The organism is Micrococcus sp. TA1 (assembly GCF_014199555.1).
Classification (GTDB): domain Bacteria; phylum Actinomycetota; class Actinomycetes; order Actinomycetales; family Micrococcaceae; genus Citricoccus.
In genome coordinates this window covers 1036246-1051274 of the sequence record NZ_JACHNW010000001.1, presented here as the reverse complement: position 1 = coordinate 1051274, position 15029 = coordinate 1036246, and the positions used below count along the sequence as shown (strand labels likewise).

Genomic DNA, 15029 nt, shown 5'->3' with positions numbered 1-15029 from the left:
CTTCGTCCTCGCTCGCGCCCTTCCATCCCTGGTCACGCCGCCCGGCGGGTGTTCGAACTGCCTCCCGGTGTCAGAGATCGTCTGCCGGCCGACCGGCGAGGATTCGATCGGCGCTGACCCGGAGGATGCCGAGCGATTCCTGGATCAGCGGTGAGGTGATGCTGCCCCGGCGCGCCGCGGCGACGATGCGGCGCGCAGGCTTACCCCGGCCGGTCAGGCGCAGCCGGACGACGTTCTCGGCACTTCGCAGCGGCGCCAGTCGCGGCAGCAGTCCCACGCCCAGCCCCGCACCGACGAAGGCGATCTGGGTCTCCCACTCGACGGCCTCATGGGCGATGCGCGGCGTCACGCCGACGGCGCGGAACGCCGCGGTGAACAGCGAATGGTAGGTGGAGCCGGCGGCCTCGGTGATCCACGGTTCCGACGCCAGCTCCTCGAGCGTCACCGTGGCCCGCGATGCCAACGGGTGGTCGGCGGGGATGATCACGTCCAGGGGATCGTCCAGCAGGACCGTCTGCTCGAAGCGCGGATCGTCCTCGGCATGGGTGTCGGACTGCATGGCGACGATGACCGCCAGGTCGATGCGCTCTGCGACCAACAGGTCGAAGCAGCGGGCCGGGTCGGCCTCGAGCACCTGCACCTCCATCAGGGGGCGTGAGGCGCGCAGGGTGGCGGCCAGGGGTGCCAGCAGCTGGGCGGCCGCCGAGGAGAATCCGCCGAGGCCGAAATGAGACGGCATCTGGTCACCGGCCTGCATGGCCGCGGTGCGCAGGCTCTCCCACTCCGCGATCAGGGTGTCCGAACCGGTCACGAGGAACCGGCCCGTGGCGGTCAGTCTCACCCCTCGCCCGTCCTTCGTGAGCAGCTGCATTCCCAGTTCGCGCTGGAGGCCCCTCAGTTGCGCGGAGACGGCGGAGGGGGAGTACCCCGTGAGCTCCGCGGTCGCGCCGATGGTGCCACAGCGGGCGAACACCCGGAGGGTGACGAGACGTGCATCGATCATGCACATATTGTGCACGGTTATCTCCACGATCTTGCGCTTTTTCCGCAGAGCGGATGTGCCTAATCTCACATATAGGACGTCTCGACCACACCGGTTGCGCCCCAGCGGGGTGCCGACGGATCCCCCACTCACCGAACCCTCCCGGGAGGAACCACATGTCTGCTCCAGTGAACGTGTCCCCCACAGCACGTGGAAAGCTCGCGTCTTCCGTGCCCGCCGAGCAGTTGGCGGAGATCGCGGAATTGTTCGAGTTCCGGCGCGCCGGATACTCCCTCGACGCACCCTTCTACACGGATCCGACGATCTTCAGCATCGACATGCAGGCCATCTTCGGACGGCACTGGATCTTCGCGGCCAGCATCGCCGAACTCCCGGAACCGGGTGACTACGTCACCGTGGACTACGGTCCCTACTCCCTGATCGTGCTGCACAACGACGACGGCGGCGTGAACGTCCTGCACAACGTGTGCCGCCACCGCGGCGCCCGCGTCCTGACCGACCCCGCGGGGACCACGGGAAACCTGGTCTGCGGTTATCACTCCTGGACCTACTCCCCCAACGGCGACCTCATCCATGCCTCGGCCCCGGGGGAAACGACGTTCGACAAGGGCTGCTTCGGCCTCAAGCGCGCCCACAGCCGCGTGGTCGCCGGACTCATCTTCGTCTGCATCGCGGATGAGCCGCCGACGGATTTCGACGACACCTCGAAGATCTTCGAGCCCTACCTCGCACCGCACGACCTGTCGAAGACGAAGATCGCCTACCAGCAGAACATCGTCGAAGAGGGCAACTGGAAGCTCGTCATGGAGAACAACCGTGAGTGCTACCACTGCGACGGTCACCCGGAGCTCGCCTGTTCCCTCTTTCCCACCTGGGGCCTCACGGAGGGCCTGATCCCGCCCCATCTCGAGGAGGTGTGGGACCGCAACAAGGAAGCACAGTCATCACTCGAGGAGCGTTGCCGCCGCTACGGTCTTCCGTACGAGGTCGTCGAGGAGCTGGACACGCGCATCGCGGGCATCCGCATCTCCCGTGAATCGCTCGACGGTGACGGCGAATCCTTCTCCCCCGACGGCCGCCGGCTGTCCAAGAAGCTGCTCGGGGACTTGCGGGACTTCCGTCTGGGCCGCTGCTCGATGCACCTGCAGCCCAACAGCTGGTTCCACTTCCTCGGGGACCACGTCATCACGTTCGGTGTCTTCCCCATCAACGAGCACCAGACGCTGGTCCGCACCACCTGGCTGGTGGCTGACGACGCCGAGGAGGGCGTCGACTACGACCTGGACAAACTCACCTACACCTGGAAGCAGACCAACCTGCAGGACAAGGCGTTCGTGGAGCTGTGCCAGCAGGGCGCCGGCAGCCCCGCCTACCAGCCCGGACCGTACATGAAGAGCGAGTACCAGGTCGAGGCGTTCATCAACTGGTACGTGCAGCGCGTGCAGGAGCACCTGGCATGACCGACCTCGTCACGGGAACGGCCACCGTGGAACCACAGCGCATCCGCGGCCTGGAGATGCCGTGGAACCGGGTGATGGCCACCACCGAGGGGCCCGCAGGCGCCGCCCGCGCCCTGGGCCCCTGGCATCCCCAGGAGTTCATGGCCGAATGCGTCGAGGTCATTCCCGAGGCCGGTGACATGATGACCTTCGTCTTCCGCCGCTGCGACGGGGCGCCGCTGGCGTTCCGTCCTGGCCAGTACGTCAACGTCGCCTTTCCGGTGAACGGCGCGGACCAGGACCCTGCGGACCGCAGCTACTCGCTGTCCAGCTCACCCACGCGACCGTGGACCTTCGACATCTCCGTCAAGCGCGACCCCACGGGACTCGTGTCACCGTGGGTCCACGAGAACGTCAGACCCGGCACCGTCCTGGAGATGCTCGGCCCCGTGGGGGCATTCCACCTGCCTGACGCCGACCGGCGGGCACGATATCTCCTGCTGGCCGCCGGCGCGGGTATCACCCCCATCATGTCGATGGTGCGGACCATCCACTCCCTGCCCGGGCAGGCCGACGTCGTGGTGTTGTACCACGGAGCGGTGGCCGGCGGTTATGCCTTCCACCAGGAGCTGGCCTACATCGCCTCCGTGGACCCGCGCATCAAGGTCTTCTGGTCCCTGGGCGACCGCAACACGCCCGAGGGCTGGGAATGGCTCACCGGACGGCTGTCGTCGGCCATGCTCGAGGAGGTCGCTCCCGACGCCAACGGCCGCCAGGTCTATGCCTGCGGACCAGAGGGTTATCTCAACACCGCCGCTGAGCTCCTCAAGAAGGTCGGTGTCGACGACACCTCCATCCACATGGAGTTCTTCTCGGGAGACCGCCAGACGCTCCTTGAATACCAGGCGGAGGTCGCGCTGGCAGCGGACATTGCCGAGGAGATCGCCGAGGAGATCGCCGATTCCGCCGAGGACTACTACGACAGCCAGCCCGCCGCGTTCGAGCTCTACGAGCCGGGTTATGACGCCGAGGGGACCCTGGAGGCAGCAGGGCTGCCGCTGGAGGCCGCCGACCCGGAGACCTCACGTCCCGACGGCGGTCCCGATGTGGAGACGGAGGCCGAGACCGTCGACGCCTCGGGCTTCGACACGGTCGGCACGGGAAGCCTCACCCTGTCCTTCATGCGCACCGGGGTCAATGTGCGCATCGACCCCGCCGACCACATCCTCGAGGTGGCCCAGCGTGCGGGTGTGAGGATCGGGGCGAACTGCAAGGAGGGAATGTGCGGCTCCTGCAAGGTGGTCAAGCTCTCCGGCGAGGTCGAGATGAACCACCAGGGCGGGATCCGTCAACGAGAGATCGATGCAGGGAAGTTCCTGCCCTGCTGCTCCACCGCCCGGACCGACCTGGTGATCGACGCCTGATCCCTCCGGCACCTCCAGGCCGGACCACCGCGTCCATCGTCCACGGAAGGAGGACGAGCGGGGCACTGCCGCCCAGGATCATTCGCTTACCGCACACCGAGGCGGGGGTCCATCGTCTCCCGCGAGAACCTGCTGGCTGATTTGAAGGTGTGGACAAGATCGGGGCTCCACACCGCTCCAGCGGCGGTCACGGAAGGACGACGAGGCACACTGAGGGTGTGAACCCTGTCGCTGAGTCTGCCGTGGGGCGAGTTCTGGTGGTGGATGATGAGAAGGCCCTGGCGCAGATCGTCGCCTCGTATCTACAGCGGGCCGGCCATGACGTCTCGACCGTCCACTCCGGCCCGGAGGCCCTGGAGGCGGTGCGGGCCCAGGACCCCGACGTGGTCGTGCTGGACTGGGCCTGCCCGGGATGGACGGGATCGAGGTGTGCCGACGGTTGCGGGCCTTCTCCCAGTGCTATGTGGTGATGCTGACCGCTCGCGGTCAGGAGCATGACAAACTGGAGGGCCTGGGGGTGGGCGCCGACGACTACCTGACCAAGCCCTTCAGCGTGCGGGAGCTGGTCGCCCGGGTGGCGGTGGTGTTGCGCAGGCCCCGTACCACCCTGGGCCACCCGGAGGCGGTGCGGTCCTTCGGGGACCTCCTCGTGGATCTCGCGGCCCACGAGGTGCGCGTGGGCGGGAGGCCGGTGGGGTTGACCCGCACCGAGTTCGATCTGCTGGCGGTCCTGTCCGCCCGCCCCGGGGAGGCCCTCTCCCGTCGGGCGCTGATCGACCTGGTCTCGGATCCGGCGTGGGTGGGGGACGAGCGGATCGTGGACGTGCACCTGGGGAACATGCGCCGCAAGCTCGGAGCCGACCCGAACCGTTACGTCGAGACCGTGCGCGGGGTGGGTTACCGGATGGTGCACCGGTGAGCAGACCCGATCGCGCCCGGGGCTTGGCGGCCCGGTTCTTCCTCGCGCAACTGCTCGTGGTGGCCGCCAGTATCCTGGCGGCCGTCCTGGTCGCCCTGATCATCGGCCCCGCGGTGTTCCATGACCACCTGCTCCGCGCCGACGTGGCTCCTGATCCCAGCCAGGTGCTGCACGTGGAGAACGCCTATCGCGACGCCACCCTGTGGGCCTTGGGCGCCGGCCTGGCCACCGCCCTGGCCCTGGCCACGGCGGTGGCCTGGTTGTTCGCCCGCCGGATCCGCAGGCCCCTTGACGCCCTCACCTCCGCTGCGGCCTCGATGGCCGCCGGTCACTACAGCACGCGGGTCCCGTCCACGGATGCCGGAGTGGAGGTCGATGCGGTCTCTGCGGCCTTCAACACCATGGCCGAACGGCTGGACGGCACCGAGCGGACCCGTCGTCGCCTGATCTCGGACCTGGCCCACGAGATGCGCACCCCCGTGTCCGTGCTCGCCGTCTACCTCGACGCCCTCCACGACGGGGTCGCGGAGTGGAACACGGCGACGGGGACGGTGATGGCCGACCAACTGACCCGGTTGGCCCGACTGGTCGAGGACATGCACGAGGTCTCCCGGGCCGAGGAGGGACACCTCGACCTGGACCGTGCCCGCCGGGGGATCGTGCCACTGGCCCACGCCGCCGCCGAGGCCCATCACGAGGCCTTCGTGGCCAAGGGGGTCGATCTCCTCGTCGAGGTCCGACATGAGGCGTTCGTCATCGCGGACCGGGATCGGATAGGCCAGGTACTGGACAACCTGCTCGCCAATGCCCTGCGCCACACCCCGGCCGGCGGCCGTGTCGTGCTGAGCACGGACCTGGACTCCACGGGCCGGGCGAGCATCACCGTCTCCGACACCGGGGACGGCATCACCGCCGAGCAATTGCCCCACGTCTTCGAGCGCTTCTACCGGGGGGACTCCGCCCGAGACCGTGACCGCGGCGGTTCCGGGGTCGGCCTGGCCATCTCCCGGGCCCTGGTCGAGGCCCATGGCGGCGCCCTGACCGCCCGTTCGGACGGGACCGGGCGCGGGGCCGCCTTCACCCTCACGCTGCCTCTCTCCGCCGATTCCACCCGCGGCGAACCAGGAACCGTCACACCTTGCAACATACCCCAGGGGGGTATATACCGGACGTGTCAGGCCTCGCAGGGTGACCAGCGGGGCAACCCCGGGAAGGAGTCCGAGACCCACCGTCGCTGAGTCCGCCAGCCGCGCGGTCTCCGGCGACACCGTCCGCACTGTCCGACCCACCGCCCATCATCTCGGCTGGTCCGCCGCCGAGTGGAAGGAACGCCATGAGTCCCGCCCATCACCACGGCCCGGACGAGCACGCCGGTCATACCGGGCATGGAGAGCATGCCGGTCACGGGGGCCACGACACCCATGGCCAGGCGATGCCGCAGGGGCTCCCGCATTCGGCAGTGGACGAGGAACACCAGGTCCACTCCCACGGCCAGCACGCCGGGCACAGCGTGGCCATGTTCAAGCACCGCTTCTGGTGGTCCCTGATCCTGTCGATCCCGGTGGTGATCTTCAGCCCGATGGTCGCCCACCTGCTGGGCTACCACCTCCCCCAGTTCCCGGGTTCGGCCTGGATCGCTCCGGTGCTGGGCACGGTGATCTTCATCTACGGCGGCGCCCCGTTCCTCAAGGGCGGGCTGACCGAGCTGCGCTCCCACCAACCGGGGATGATGCTGCTGATCGCCCTGGCCATCACGGTCGCCTTCGTGGCGTCCTGGGTGACCACCCTGGGGATCGGCGGGTTCGACCTGGACTTCTGGTGGGAGCTGGCCCTGCTGGTGACCATCATGCTGCTGGGACACTGGATGGAGATGCGCGCCCTGGGCGCGGCCTCCTCGGCATTGGACGCCCTGGCCGCGCTGCTGCCGGACGAGGCCGAGAAGATCGTGGACGGGGACACCGTGACGGTGCCCATCGCCGACCTGTCGGTCGGGGACACCGTCCTGGTCCGCTCCGGGTCCCGAGTCCCCGCCGATGGACAGATCGTGGAGGGGGCCGCGGAGTTCGACGAGTCGATGATCACCGGGGAGTCCCAGGCGGTCTCCCGCGGTGAGGGTGAGACCGTGGTCGCCGGCACCGTGGCCACCGACAACTCCGTCCGGGTCCGCGTCGAGGCCATCGGAGCCGACACCGCCCTGGCCGGTATCCAGCGGATGGTGGCCGACGCCCAGGAGTCCTCCTCCCGCGCCCAGGCCCTCGCCGACCGGGCGGCGGCCCTGCTGTTCTGGTTCGCCCTGGTCGCGGGCATCCTCACCGCCATCGTCTGGACCGTGCTGGGCAGTCCCGACGACGCCGTGACCCGGACGGTGACCGTGCTGGTCATCGCCTGCCCGCACGCCCTGGGCCTGGCCATCCCGCTGGTCATCGCCATCTCCACCGAGAAGGCGGCGGCCTCGGGGGTGCTGATCAAGGACCGGCTGGCCCTGGAACGGATGCGCACCATCGACGTGGTGCTCTTCGACAAGACCGGCACCCTGACCGAGGGTGCCCACGCGGTCACCGGCACCGCCCCGATGCCAGGTGTCTCCGAGGCGCGGTTGCTGGCGGTCGCCGCGGCGGCCGAGGCCGACAGCGAGCACCCGGTCGCCCGTGCCATCGTCACCGCCGCCACCGCGCACCCGGAGGCCTCCGCCCAGCGGTTGCGCGGTACCGGCTTCACCGCGGCCAGTGGCCGCGGGGTGCGCGCCATCGTGGACGGGGCGGAGGTGCTCGTCGGTGGGCCGAACATGCTGCGCGAGTACGGGGTGGACACCCCCGTGGAGATCGCCGAGACCGCGCGGTCCTGGACTGACCGCGGCGCCGGGGTGCTGCACGTGGTGGCCGACGGTGAGGTCATCGGGGCCCTGGCCGTGGAGGACCAGGTCCGTCCGGAGTCCCGGGCCGCCGTGAAGGCGCTGCAGGACCGGGGGGTCACGGTGGCCATGATCACGGGCGACGCCACCCAGGTCGCCCGGGCCGTGGGGGCGGACCTGGGCATCGACGAGGTCTTCGCCGAGGTCCTCCCCCAGGACAAGGACACCAAGGTCACCGACCTGCAGGTCCGCGGACTGAGCGTGGCCATGGTCGGTGACGGCGTCAACGACGCCCCGGCCCTGGCCCGCGCCGACGTCGGCATCGCCATCGGCGCCGGGACCGACGTGGCCATGGAATCGGCCGGCGTCGTCCTGGCCGGCAACGACCCCCGTGCCGTGCTGTCGATGATCGAGCTCTCCCACGCCAGCTATCGCAAGATGATCCAGAACCTCGTCTGGGCCGCCGGCTACAACGTCATCTCCGTCCCGCTGGCCGCCGGCCTGCTCGCCCCGTTCGGGTTCGTGCTCTCCCCCGCGGTCGGCGCGATCCTGATGTCGGCCTCCACCATCGTGGTGGCCCTCAACGCCCAGCTGCTGCGCCGGATCACCCTCGACCCCGCCCATCTGGCCCCACTCGGCGCCCAGGACCGGCACGCCGACCGGCGGGCCGTCCGGGCTGCCACCCACTGACCCACCCCCCACCACGAAGGAGAACCACTCCCATGAAGCGCACCACCACCCTGACCGGCCTGGCCCTGACCGCGGCCCTGGCCCTGACGGCCTGCGGCGGCACCGACACCAGCGGTGGTACGGGCACCACCTCGACACCGACCACCTCGGCGGCGGAGGCCTCACCGACCCCCACCGGCACCGCCTCGGGTTCGACCGGGGAGGTCTCGGCAGAGCACAACGACGCCGACGTCATGTTCGCCCAGATGATGATCCCCCACCACCAGCAGGCCGTGGAGATGAGCGAGATGCTGCTGGGCAAGACCGACATCCCGGCCGAGGTGACGGAGTTCGCGCAACAGGTCATCGACGCCCAGGGCCCGGAGATCGACCGGATGCACACCATGCTCGACACCTGGGGTGCCAGCGCAGCCTCAGAGGCCGAGGTGGAGGGCATGGACCATGGCGCGGGGACAGGCTCCGGGATGACCGGCATGATGAGCGACGAGGACATGCGCCGGCTGGATCAGGCCCAGGGCACCGAGGCCGCCCGCCTGTACCTGGAACAGATGACCACCCATCACGAGGGTGCCGTGGAGATGGCACGGGAGCAGGTCGAGACCGGCCAGAACCCGCAGGCACAGGCGCTGGCCCAGGAGGTCATCGACGCCCAGCAGGCGGAGATCGCGCAGATGCGCACGATGCTCGACTCCCTCTGATCCGGTCCGCGCCCCGGCCGACGGCGGCGGGGCGCGGATCCCGGAGAGGCGGCTCGACGGGTTCAGGCCACCTCGATCGTGCCCATCATGCCGAGGTCCTCGTGGTCGAGGATGTGGCAATGGAACACGGTGCGGCCGGTGAAGTCCCCGAAGGCCACGCGGACCCTCACCTGCCCGAAGGCCGGGACGTTCACGACGTCGGCCCAGCGGGGCTCGTCCTGCGCGCCGTCGCCGTCGTCGATCACCTGGACGGGCCAGACGTGCAGGTGGACCGGGTGATCCATGGGCGAGGAGTTGACCAGGGTCCATTCCTCGACATCTCCGGCGCGCACGCTGACGTCGGTGCGCTCGGCGTCGAACTCCTGGCCGTTGATGGTGAAGGACATCATGGCACCGTTGCCCATCATCCCCCCTCCCATACCGCCCATCGCGAAGTCGAGGGTGCGCCGTCGGGCCACGTCTTCCCCCCGCAGGTCCCGCGGTTCCGGCACCGCCTCCACCGCACCGCGCCGGTCGACCGGTTTCCCGCCGACCTCCAGGCGCAACAGCTCCAGGGGTCCGCCACCCCCGGGACGCCTCCCGCCCATCATCCCGGGCATCGCCCCGCGGTCCACGGGGGCGGCCACGAGCGTGGAGGTGCCCTCGGTGGCCTCGACCAAAATCTCCGCCCGGTTGCCCGGCGCCAGGTCGACCGTCGAGGTCTCCACGGGTTCGCGCAGCCGGCCCTGGTCCCGGGCCAGCAGCAGCATCGTCTGGCCCTCCAGCCTGAGGCGCAGGAAACGGGAGGGGCAGGCATTGACGATCCGCCAGCGCTCACGCTCCCCCGGTGCGGCCTCGAGTCGCGGCCGCACCTGGCCGTTGACCAGCACCAGCCGGCCTTCCCGCCCCATCATCCGCTCCCTCGGCGACGGCTCCGCGAGGTCCCCGTCGGCCGTGAGCAGGGGGTCGGAGACCACGAGGACGCGTTCGCGCGTGACCGGCACCGGTTGCGTGTCCCGGACGATGATCACCCCGTACAGGCCGGCCGCGAGTTGCTCGGCCACGTGGCCGTGGTGGTGCGGGTGGTACCAATAGGTTCCGGGCGGATGGTCGTCCGGCAGGACGAACTCGTAGTCGTGGGCCTCCCCCGGGGCGATCGTCACGAAGGGGTCGTCGCCGGCTCCCCGGGGGGAGACGTGCAGGCCGTGGACGTGGAGGTTGGTGGGTCCGGCCAGGCGGTTGCTCATGCGGATCCGCAGGGTGTCCCCGGCGGAGACCTCCACGGTGGGGCCCGGGAGCGAACCGTTGAAGGTCCACACGCTGGCGGACCGGCCATCGATCGTGACGGTGGTCGGTGCAGCCTCCAGGCCGAGCTCCAGCACTCCGTCGGCACTGGCGAGCACCTGTGGTTCGGCCCATGCCCCCGGACCGGTCCCGTCCCCTGCGGCGGATCCGTCCGTCGTCGGACGGATCCGCGGAGAACGAGGCGCGCCCTGGGGACGGCGCCCCTGCCACAGCCCGATGGCACCGACCGCGGTCATCGTGGCGCCGGCCAGTCCCCACCCGATCACCTGCCGCCGGGTGGGCTGGCTCACGGCGTCTCTCCCTCCAGGGTGCGCCGGCGTTCGTGGAACTCCTCGGCACTGATCTCCCCGCGGGCGTAGCGCTCCTCGAGGATCTCCCGGGCCCTGGACGTCGCCGCACCGGCCGGCGGGGTGCGCGGCCCGTCCGGGCGGCCCGCGCCCGGGCCCCCGCGGACCAGCACCAGGACGAGGAGGATCACCAGCACGACTACCCCGACGATCAGCAGGATCCAGAACAGCCAGGCCCAGCCCATCGCCCAGCCCATGCCGTCGCCCCACATCATGACGTTCTCCTCGCTCGTGTGGTTCCGTTCCCTAGGGTGTGCCCTGCAGGCCCCCGTCGCGGGCGCGCAGGGACTCCAGCACCGACCGCAACCGGGTGCCGGCGTCGTCGGCCACCTCCTGGACGGGACCGCTCCCGCTCAGGGTGACCATGGTCTGTGGGTCGATGGCCTCCACCGTGGTCGCCCTCGCACCGGCGGCTCGGCGGACCACCACGTTGCACGGCAGGAGCGCACCCATCTCCGGTTCGGCCGCCAGTGCCTTGCTGGCCAGACCGGGGTTGCAGGCACCCAGGATCACGTAGTCGCCGACCGCCTCGGCGGCCTCGGCCCCCAGCTTCTTCTCGAACGTGGCCCGGACGTCGATCTCTGTCAGGATGCCGAAGCCCTGTTCGGACAGTGCCTCGCGAGTGCGCTCGACGGCGTCCTGATAGGACAGGTCGACGGTGATGGCATGGGTGTAGGTCATCGGTCAATTCCTCTCGTGATAACGATCGGCGGGGTGTGGCCCGGCCGTCAATCAGCGGGACACGGCCGGTTCGCGCATGCCTTGTCCGGTCCCGTCGTCGTGGTGGCCGCCCGGCCTGCGCGGGCGCCCGGTCCCGTCAGCCGAGGGTTGCCAGCAGGTCCGCGCAGGCCTGTTCGCACCGACGGCAGGCCTCGGCACAGACCCTGCAGTGCTCGTGCATGCTCCCGTGGGAGGCGCACTCGTCCCCGCATCCCTTGCACGCCGCGCGGCAGGCCTCGAGCAGGGCCCGGACGGTCTCCGCGTTGGTCCCGGTCTGCCGCGACAGCACCCGGCCCGTGACGATGCAGAGATCGGCACAGTCCAGGTTGAGCCGGATGCACTGCCTCAGGTCCGCGACCATGTCCTCGGCCAGGCAGGCATCGGCACACGCCGTGCACGTCTGGGCGCACTCGAAACAGGCCTCGATGCACTCGGCCAGCTTCTGCCGGTCGATGGTGCCCAGGTCCTTCGGGTAGGTCTGAAGCATCGAGCTCACGTGATGGGTCATGACATGTTCCTTCCGTGATGTCCATGAACGACGAACCGGTCAACGCCAGCCCGCCACACGTCCGACCGTAGGTCCCGGGCATCGATCACCTCAAGGACTCGTCCATGAAGGTTCCATGAAGCTGGGCGCACGAGCCGGGCAGCACCTGACGATTCTCACCGCACGCCGATCCATCGCCCGACAGCGTCCGACAGCGCCCGACAGTGTCCGACGACATGGTGCGCGGCGGACACCGGTGCCCAGGCCCTCACCCGCGTTGACGTGATCGACCCCGCGCAGTGCCCCTGCCGTCGCCGTACTCAGCCCTCCGGGGGGCTGGGTGTTGTCACGGACGGCCCAACCGCTGCATCCGAGCCTCCTCATCCATGACTCGAAGGAAACGAGCGAGGATGTCCATCGTCTTGACGCTTCTGGCCAGGAAGATGGTCGAGCGCCTTCCGTTGGCGGCGCGGCATGCCGCGTCATGACCGAGGGCGCGCAGTGTGATCGAGGTTCCTTCGCGGCCTGCAGTGAGGTACACCTCTACGGCCCACCTGCCGAACCCCAGTCGCCCCGAGCCAGACCCTGCGAGGCCTACGTCCGGTCGACCCACGAGAGGGTCATGCGGACTGCCGCCCCCGGCGATGACGTCGACGTCCGCGCGGAGGTACACGAGGAAACCATCGAGATGTCGGAGCGCGACCTTCAGGTCGCAGATGGTTTCCAGCTCCACGAGTTGGTCCACCATCGGTGCGGTCTCCATTTGCTGCGGACAGGTGGCGGGCGTCATGGCTCTTCTCCAGGGTCGGTACAGTCCGGGCTCGCGGTGTGCTTCCACTCTCCGGGGCGGACGTTGAGCCACGCTTACGCCGGTCTCACGGTTCGATGACATTCCGTCCTGGCCGACCGGGCCCTCGTCTGTGCCTCCACCGGCCGCGTCACCCGACGGTGTGATGGCTGCGGCCCCCCGGGCGGCCCGGCTGGCCCGGCTGGCCCAGCAGCACGGTGCCCTGGGGTTGCCGAGGAGAGGACCCGGGTGGATGTGGCGTCTACACGCCCCGTGGCGATGCGGACACCCGTCCGGGATGCACCTCCCGGCCGGACGTGCCCCGCTGGTGGGAGCGCTGGGCCGGTCTCCCGGGGCCGAACCGTCGGGGGATGAGCGGACCGTCAGGTCCGGGGTAGCTGCAGGGTGAAGCTCGAGCCCTGCCCGGGGCCGGGACTGTGGGCCTGCAGGGTGCCGCCGTGGGCCTGCACCAGGGCACGACTGATGGCCAGCCCCAGCCCGGACCCGGGACCGGCCTCCCGGCCCGTGCGGGCCCGGTAGAACCGGTTGAACACGTGCGGGAGATCCTCCGGCGCGATGCCCTCCCCGGTGTCGGTCACGGCGATGGTCACCGCCTCGGGGGCGTCGTGGGTGTGCACGGTGATCGTGCCCCCGACAGGCGTGTGGCGCAGGGCGTTGGCCAGCAGATTGGCCAGCACCTGGCCGATCCGTCCGCGGTCCATGGGCACCGGCTCGGGCACCGGGCCCGAGGACTCGGTGGCCAGGGTGATGTCCCGGGCGGCGGCCTGCTGCTGGACGGCAGCAAGGGCCTCGGCGATCACCGTGGCCGGGTGCTGTCTGGCGAGACGCAGGTCCACCAGGCCTTCCTCGGCCCGGGTGAGCTGCCGGATGTCCCCGGCCAGGCGCTCCAGCCGGCCGATCTGGGAGTACAGGACTCCGGTGGTCTCTTGGTCGAAGTCCACCACCCCGTCCTCGACGCCCTCGACGTGGACCTTGATGCTGGCCAGCGGGGTGCGCATCTCGTGGGCCAGGTCGGCCAGCATCTGGCGCCGCGTGGAGTCCACCGCCTCGAGCCGGGCGGCCATGTCGTTGAACGAGGAGGCCAGGGCGTCGAACTCGGGTCCCAGCCGGGGCGGGTCCAGCTGCACCCGATAGTCACCCGAGGCCACCTGACGGGCCGCGGTGGAAAAACGGGTCAGGGAGCGGCCGATCGTGCGGTACAGGTAGAGGCTGAGCCCCACCGCGATGCCCAGGGCCGGCAGGCCACCGATGAGCAGTCCGCTGAGACTGACCGTCCGGAACGCTTCCTGCATGTGGACCTGGCCGACCATCTCGGCCTCATGGGCATGATGGTTCGCCACCAGCACGTCATGGAACATGGACGGCCCCAGACCCACCACAGCCCACAGCACCAACGCCAGACCCATCGCCAGCACCGCAACCTGGGCCAGGATCAGCCGCACCGTCAAGGGGTGCCAAGATCTCCCCGGGGCCGGAACCGCGGCGCTCACCGGCCATCTCCCATCCGGTAGCCGATCCCACGGACCGTCTCGATGAACCGCGGCGCGCCCGCCCGGTCCCGCAGTTTCTTCCGCAGCCGGGCCACGTGCACGTCCACCACGTGCTCCTCCCCGATCCACTCGGTATTCCAGATCGTCTGCACCAGTTGGCGGCGGCTGAGCACCTGACCGGGGCGTTCCACCAGGGCCAGCAGTAGGTCGAACTCGATCCGCGTCACCTCGACCGCCGCGCCGTCCACACAGACCCGGCGCCCAGCCCGGTCCACCACCAAGGCTCCGACCCGGGTCACGGTGGCCTCCGGTCCGGGCGGGGGCGCCGGGGCCGTGTCCAGGTGGTGGAGCCGCCGCAACCGGGCCTGGATCCGGGCGACCAGTTCCCGCGCGCTGAACGGCTTGGTCATGTAATCGTCGGCTCCCATGGAGAGGCCAATGATCTTGTCCATCTCATCGTCGCGCGCGGTGAGCATCAGCACATGGCAGGTGGAGAAGGTGCGCACCTGACGGCACACCTCCAGTCCGTCCAGCCCGGGCAGTCCCAAGTCGAGCACGAGCACGTCCGGGTCGAAGTCCCGGACCGCCTGCACCGCCTCGGCTCCGTCCTGGCACGTCGCGACCTCGAGCCCGGCGGTGAGCAGGTACTTCTCGACCATGCGCACCAAGGTGGGCTCGTCGTCGACCACGAGCACGCGCCCGGTTTGACTTGCAGACATCAGCACTCCTTCACGCCCGCACCCCTGCGGCCCCGGTGACACCGCCTCATCCTCAGGGGTTGCTGCAGTCATTGTGACTGACCGGCGGATCCTCCTGCGTCCGAGGACCCGTTCGCTCACCACGGCCCGGTGAGCGTGCCCCGGCGCCCG

Annotated in this window: 14 protein-coding genes and 1 pseudogene; 7 read left to right on the top strand and 8 right to left on the bottom strand. The window is 69.9% G+C overall.

Features of this window, described 5'->3' with window-relative positions; all coding sequences use genetic code 11:
- Positions 1 to 70: 70 nt before the first annotated feature.
- On the bottom strand, positions 71 to 1003 hold the full coding sequence (locus tag GGQ69_RS04540) for a LysR family transcriptional regulator (RefSeq protein WP_183525178.1): 933 nt from the start codon (positions 1001 to 1003) through the stop codon (positions 71 to 73).
- Between the two features lie 155 nt (positions 1004 to 1158).
- On the opposite strand from GGQ69_RS04540, the gene GGQ69_RS04535 reads away from it, so the two are divergent.
- The 7 genes and pseudogenes from GGQ69_RS04535 to GGQ69_RS04510 all read left to right on the top strand — a co-directional run bounded on the left by GGQ69_RS04535 (position 1159) and on the right by GGQ69_RS04510 (position 9024).
- Entirely contained in the window at positions 1159 to 2463 is a 1305-nt protein-coding gene (locus GGQ69_RS04535) for an SRPBCC family protein (RefSeq protein WP_183525175.1), read from the top strand.
- Complete coding sequence (locus GGQ69_RS04530; protein ID WP_183525172.1) at positions 2460 to 3866, top strand: ferredoxin reductase; 1407 nt, start codon at positions 2460 to 2462, stop codon at positions 3864 to 3866. The genes GGQ69_RS04535 and GGQ69_RS04530 overlap by 4 nt, the downstream gene beginning before the upstream one ends.
- Positions 3867 to 4015: 149 nt before the next feature.
- Positions 4016 to 4383, top strand: a pseudogene (locus tag GGQ69_RS16800) (response regulator); the annotation flags it as partial.
- Positions 4384 to 4785, top strand: a complete 402-nt coding sequence (locus GGQ69_RS16795) for a winged helix-turn-helix domain-containing protein (RefSeq protein WP_370577164.1) — start codon at positions 4384 to 4386, stop codon at positions 4783 to 4785. It abuts the pseudogene before it with no gap.
- Positions 4782 to 6023 (top strand): cell wall metabolism sensor histidine kinase WalK, encoded by a 1242-nt coding sequence (locus GGQ69_RS04520; RefSeq protein ID WP_298044312.1) that lies wholly within the window; start codon positions 4782 to 4784, stop codon positions 6021 to 6023. The genes GGQ69_RS16795 and GGQ69_RS04520 overlap by 4 nt, the downstream gene beginning before the upstream one ends.
- 278 nt (positions 6024 to 6301) lie before the next feature.
- On the top strand, positions 6302 to 8326 hold the full coding sequence (locus tag GGQ69_RS04515; RefSeq protein WP_221243528.1) for a copper-translocating P-type ATPase: 2025 nt from the start codon (positions 6302 to 6304) through the stop codon (positions 8324 to 8326).
- 32 nt (positions 8327 to 8358) lie between these two features.
- Positions 8359 to 9024, top strand: a complete 666-nt coding sequence (locus GGQ69_RS04510; RefSeq protein WP_183525166.1) for a DUF305 domain-containing protein — start codon at positions 8359 to 8361, stop codon at positions 9022 to 9024.
- A 62-nt stretch (positions 9025 to 9086) separates the two neighbouring features.
- On the opposite strand, the gene GGQ69_RS04505 is transcribed toward GGQ69_RS04510, so the two are convergent.
- The 7 genes from GGQ69_RS04505 to GGQ69_RS04475 form a co-directional block, all read right to left on the bottom strand.
- On the bottom strand, positions 9087 to 10598 hold the full coding sequence (locus tag GGQ69_RS04505) for a multicopper oxidase family protein (protein ID WP_183525162.1): 1512 nt from the start codon (positions 10596 to 10598) through the stop codon (positions 9087 to 9089).
- Positions 10595 to 10870: an SHOCT domain-containing protein gene (locus GGQ69_RS04500; protein ID WP_183525159.1), complete on the bottom strand. Its 276-nt coding sequence runs from the start codon at positions 10868 to 10870 to the stop codon at positions 10595 to 10597. Before GGQ69_RS04500 ends, GGQ69_RS04505 begins: the two co-directional genes overlap by 4 nt.
- A gap of 31 nt (positions 10871 to 10901) precedes the next feature.
- Positions 10902 to 11336, bottom strand: coding sequence for a DUF302 domain-containing protein (locus GGQ69_RS04495; protein ID WP_183525156.1), 435 nt, complete (start codon positions 11334 to 11336; stop codon positions 10902 to 10904).
- A gap of 136 nt (positions 11337 to 11472) precedes the next feature.
- Positions 11473 to 11883 carry a four-helix bundle copper-binding protein gene (locus GGQ69_RS04490; protein WP_183525153.1) on the bottom strand — a complete coding sequence of 137 codons (411 nt, stop codon included), beginning with the start codon at positions 11881 to 11883 and terminating at the stop codon, positions 11473 to 11475.
- A 325-nt stretch (positions 11884 to 12208) separates the two neighbouring features.
- Positions 12209 to 12652: a hypothetical protein gene (locus GGQ69_RS04485; protein ID WP_183525150.1), complete on the bottom strand. Its 444-nt coding sequence runs from the start codon at positions 12650 to 12652 to the stop codon at positions 12209 to 12211.
- Between the two features lie 380 nt (positions 12653 to 13032).
- Complete coding sequence (locus GGQ69_RS04480) at positions 13033 to 14160, bottom strand: sensor histidine kinase (protein WP_370577101.1); 1128 nt, start codon at positions 14158 to 14160, stop codon at positions 13033 to 13035.
- A complete protein-coding gene (locus GGQ69_RS04475) occupies positions 14157 to 14879 on the bottom strand; it encodes a response regulator transcription factor (protein WP_183525147.1) in 723 nt (240 codons plus the stop codon). Before GGQ69_RS04475 ends, GGQ69_RS04480 begins: the two co-directional genes overlap by 4 nt.
- Positions 14880 to 15029 lie beyond the last annotated feature (150 nt).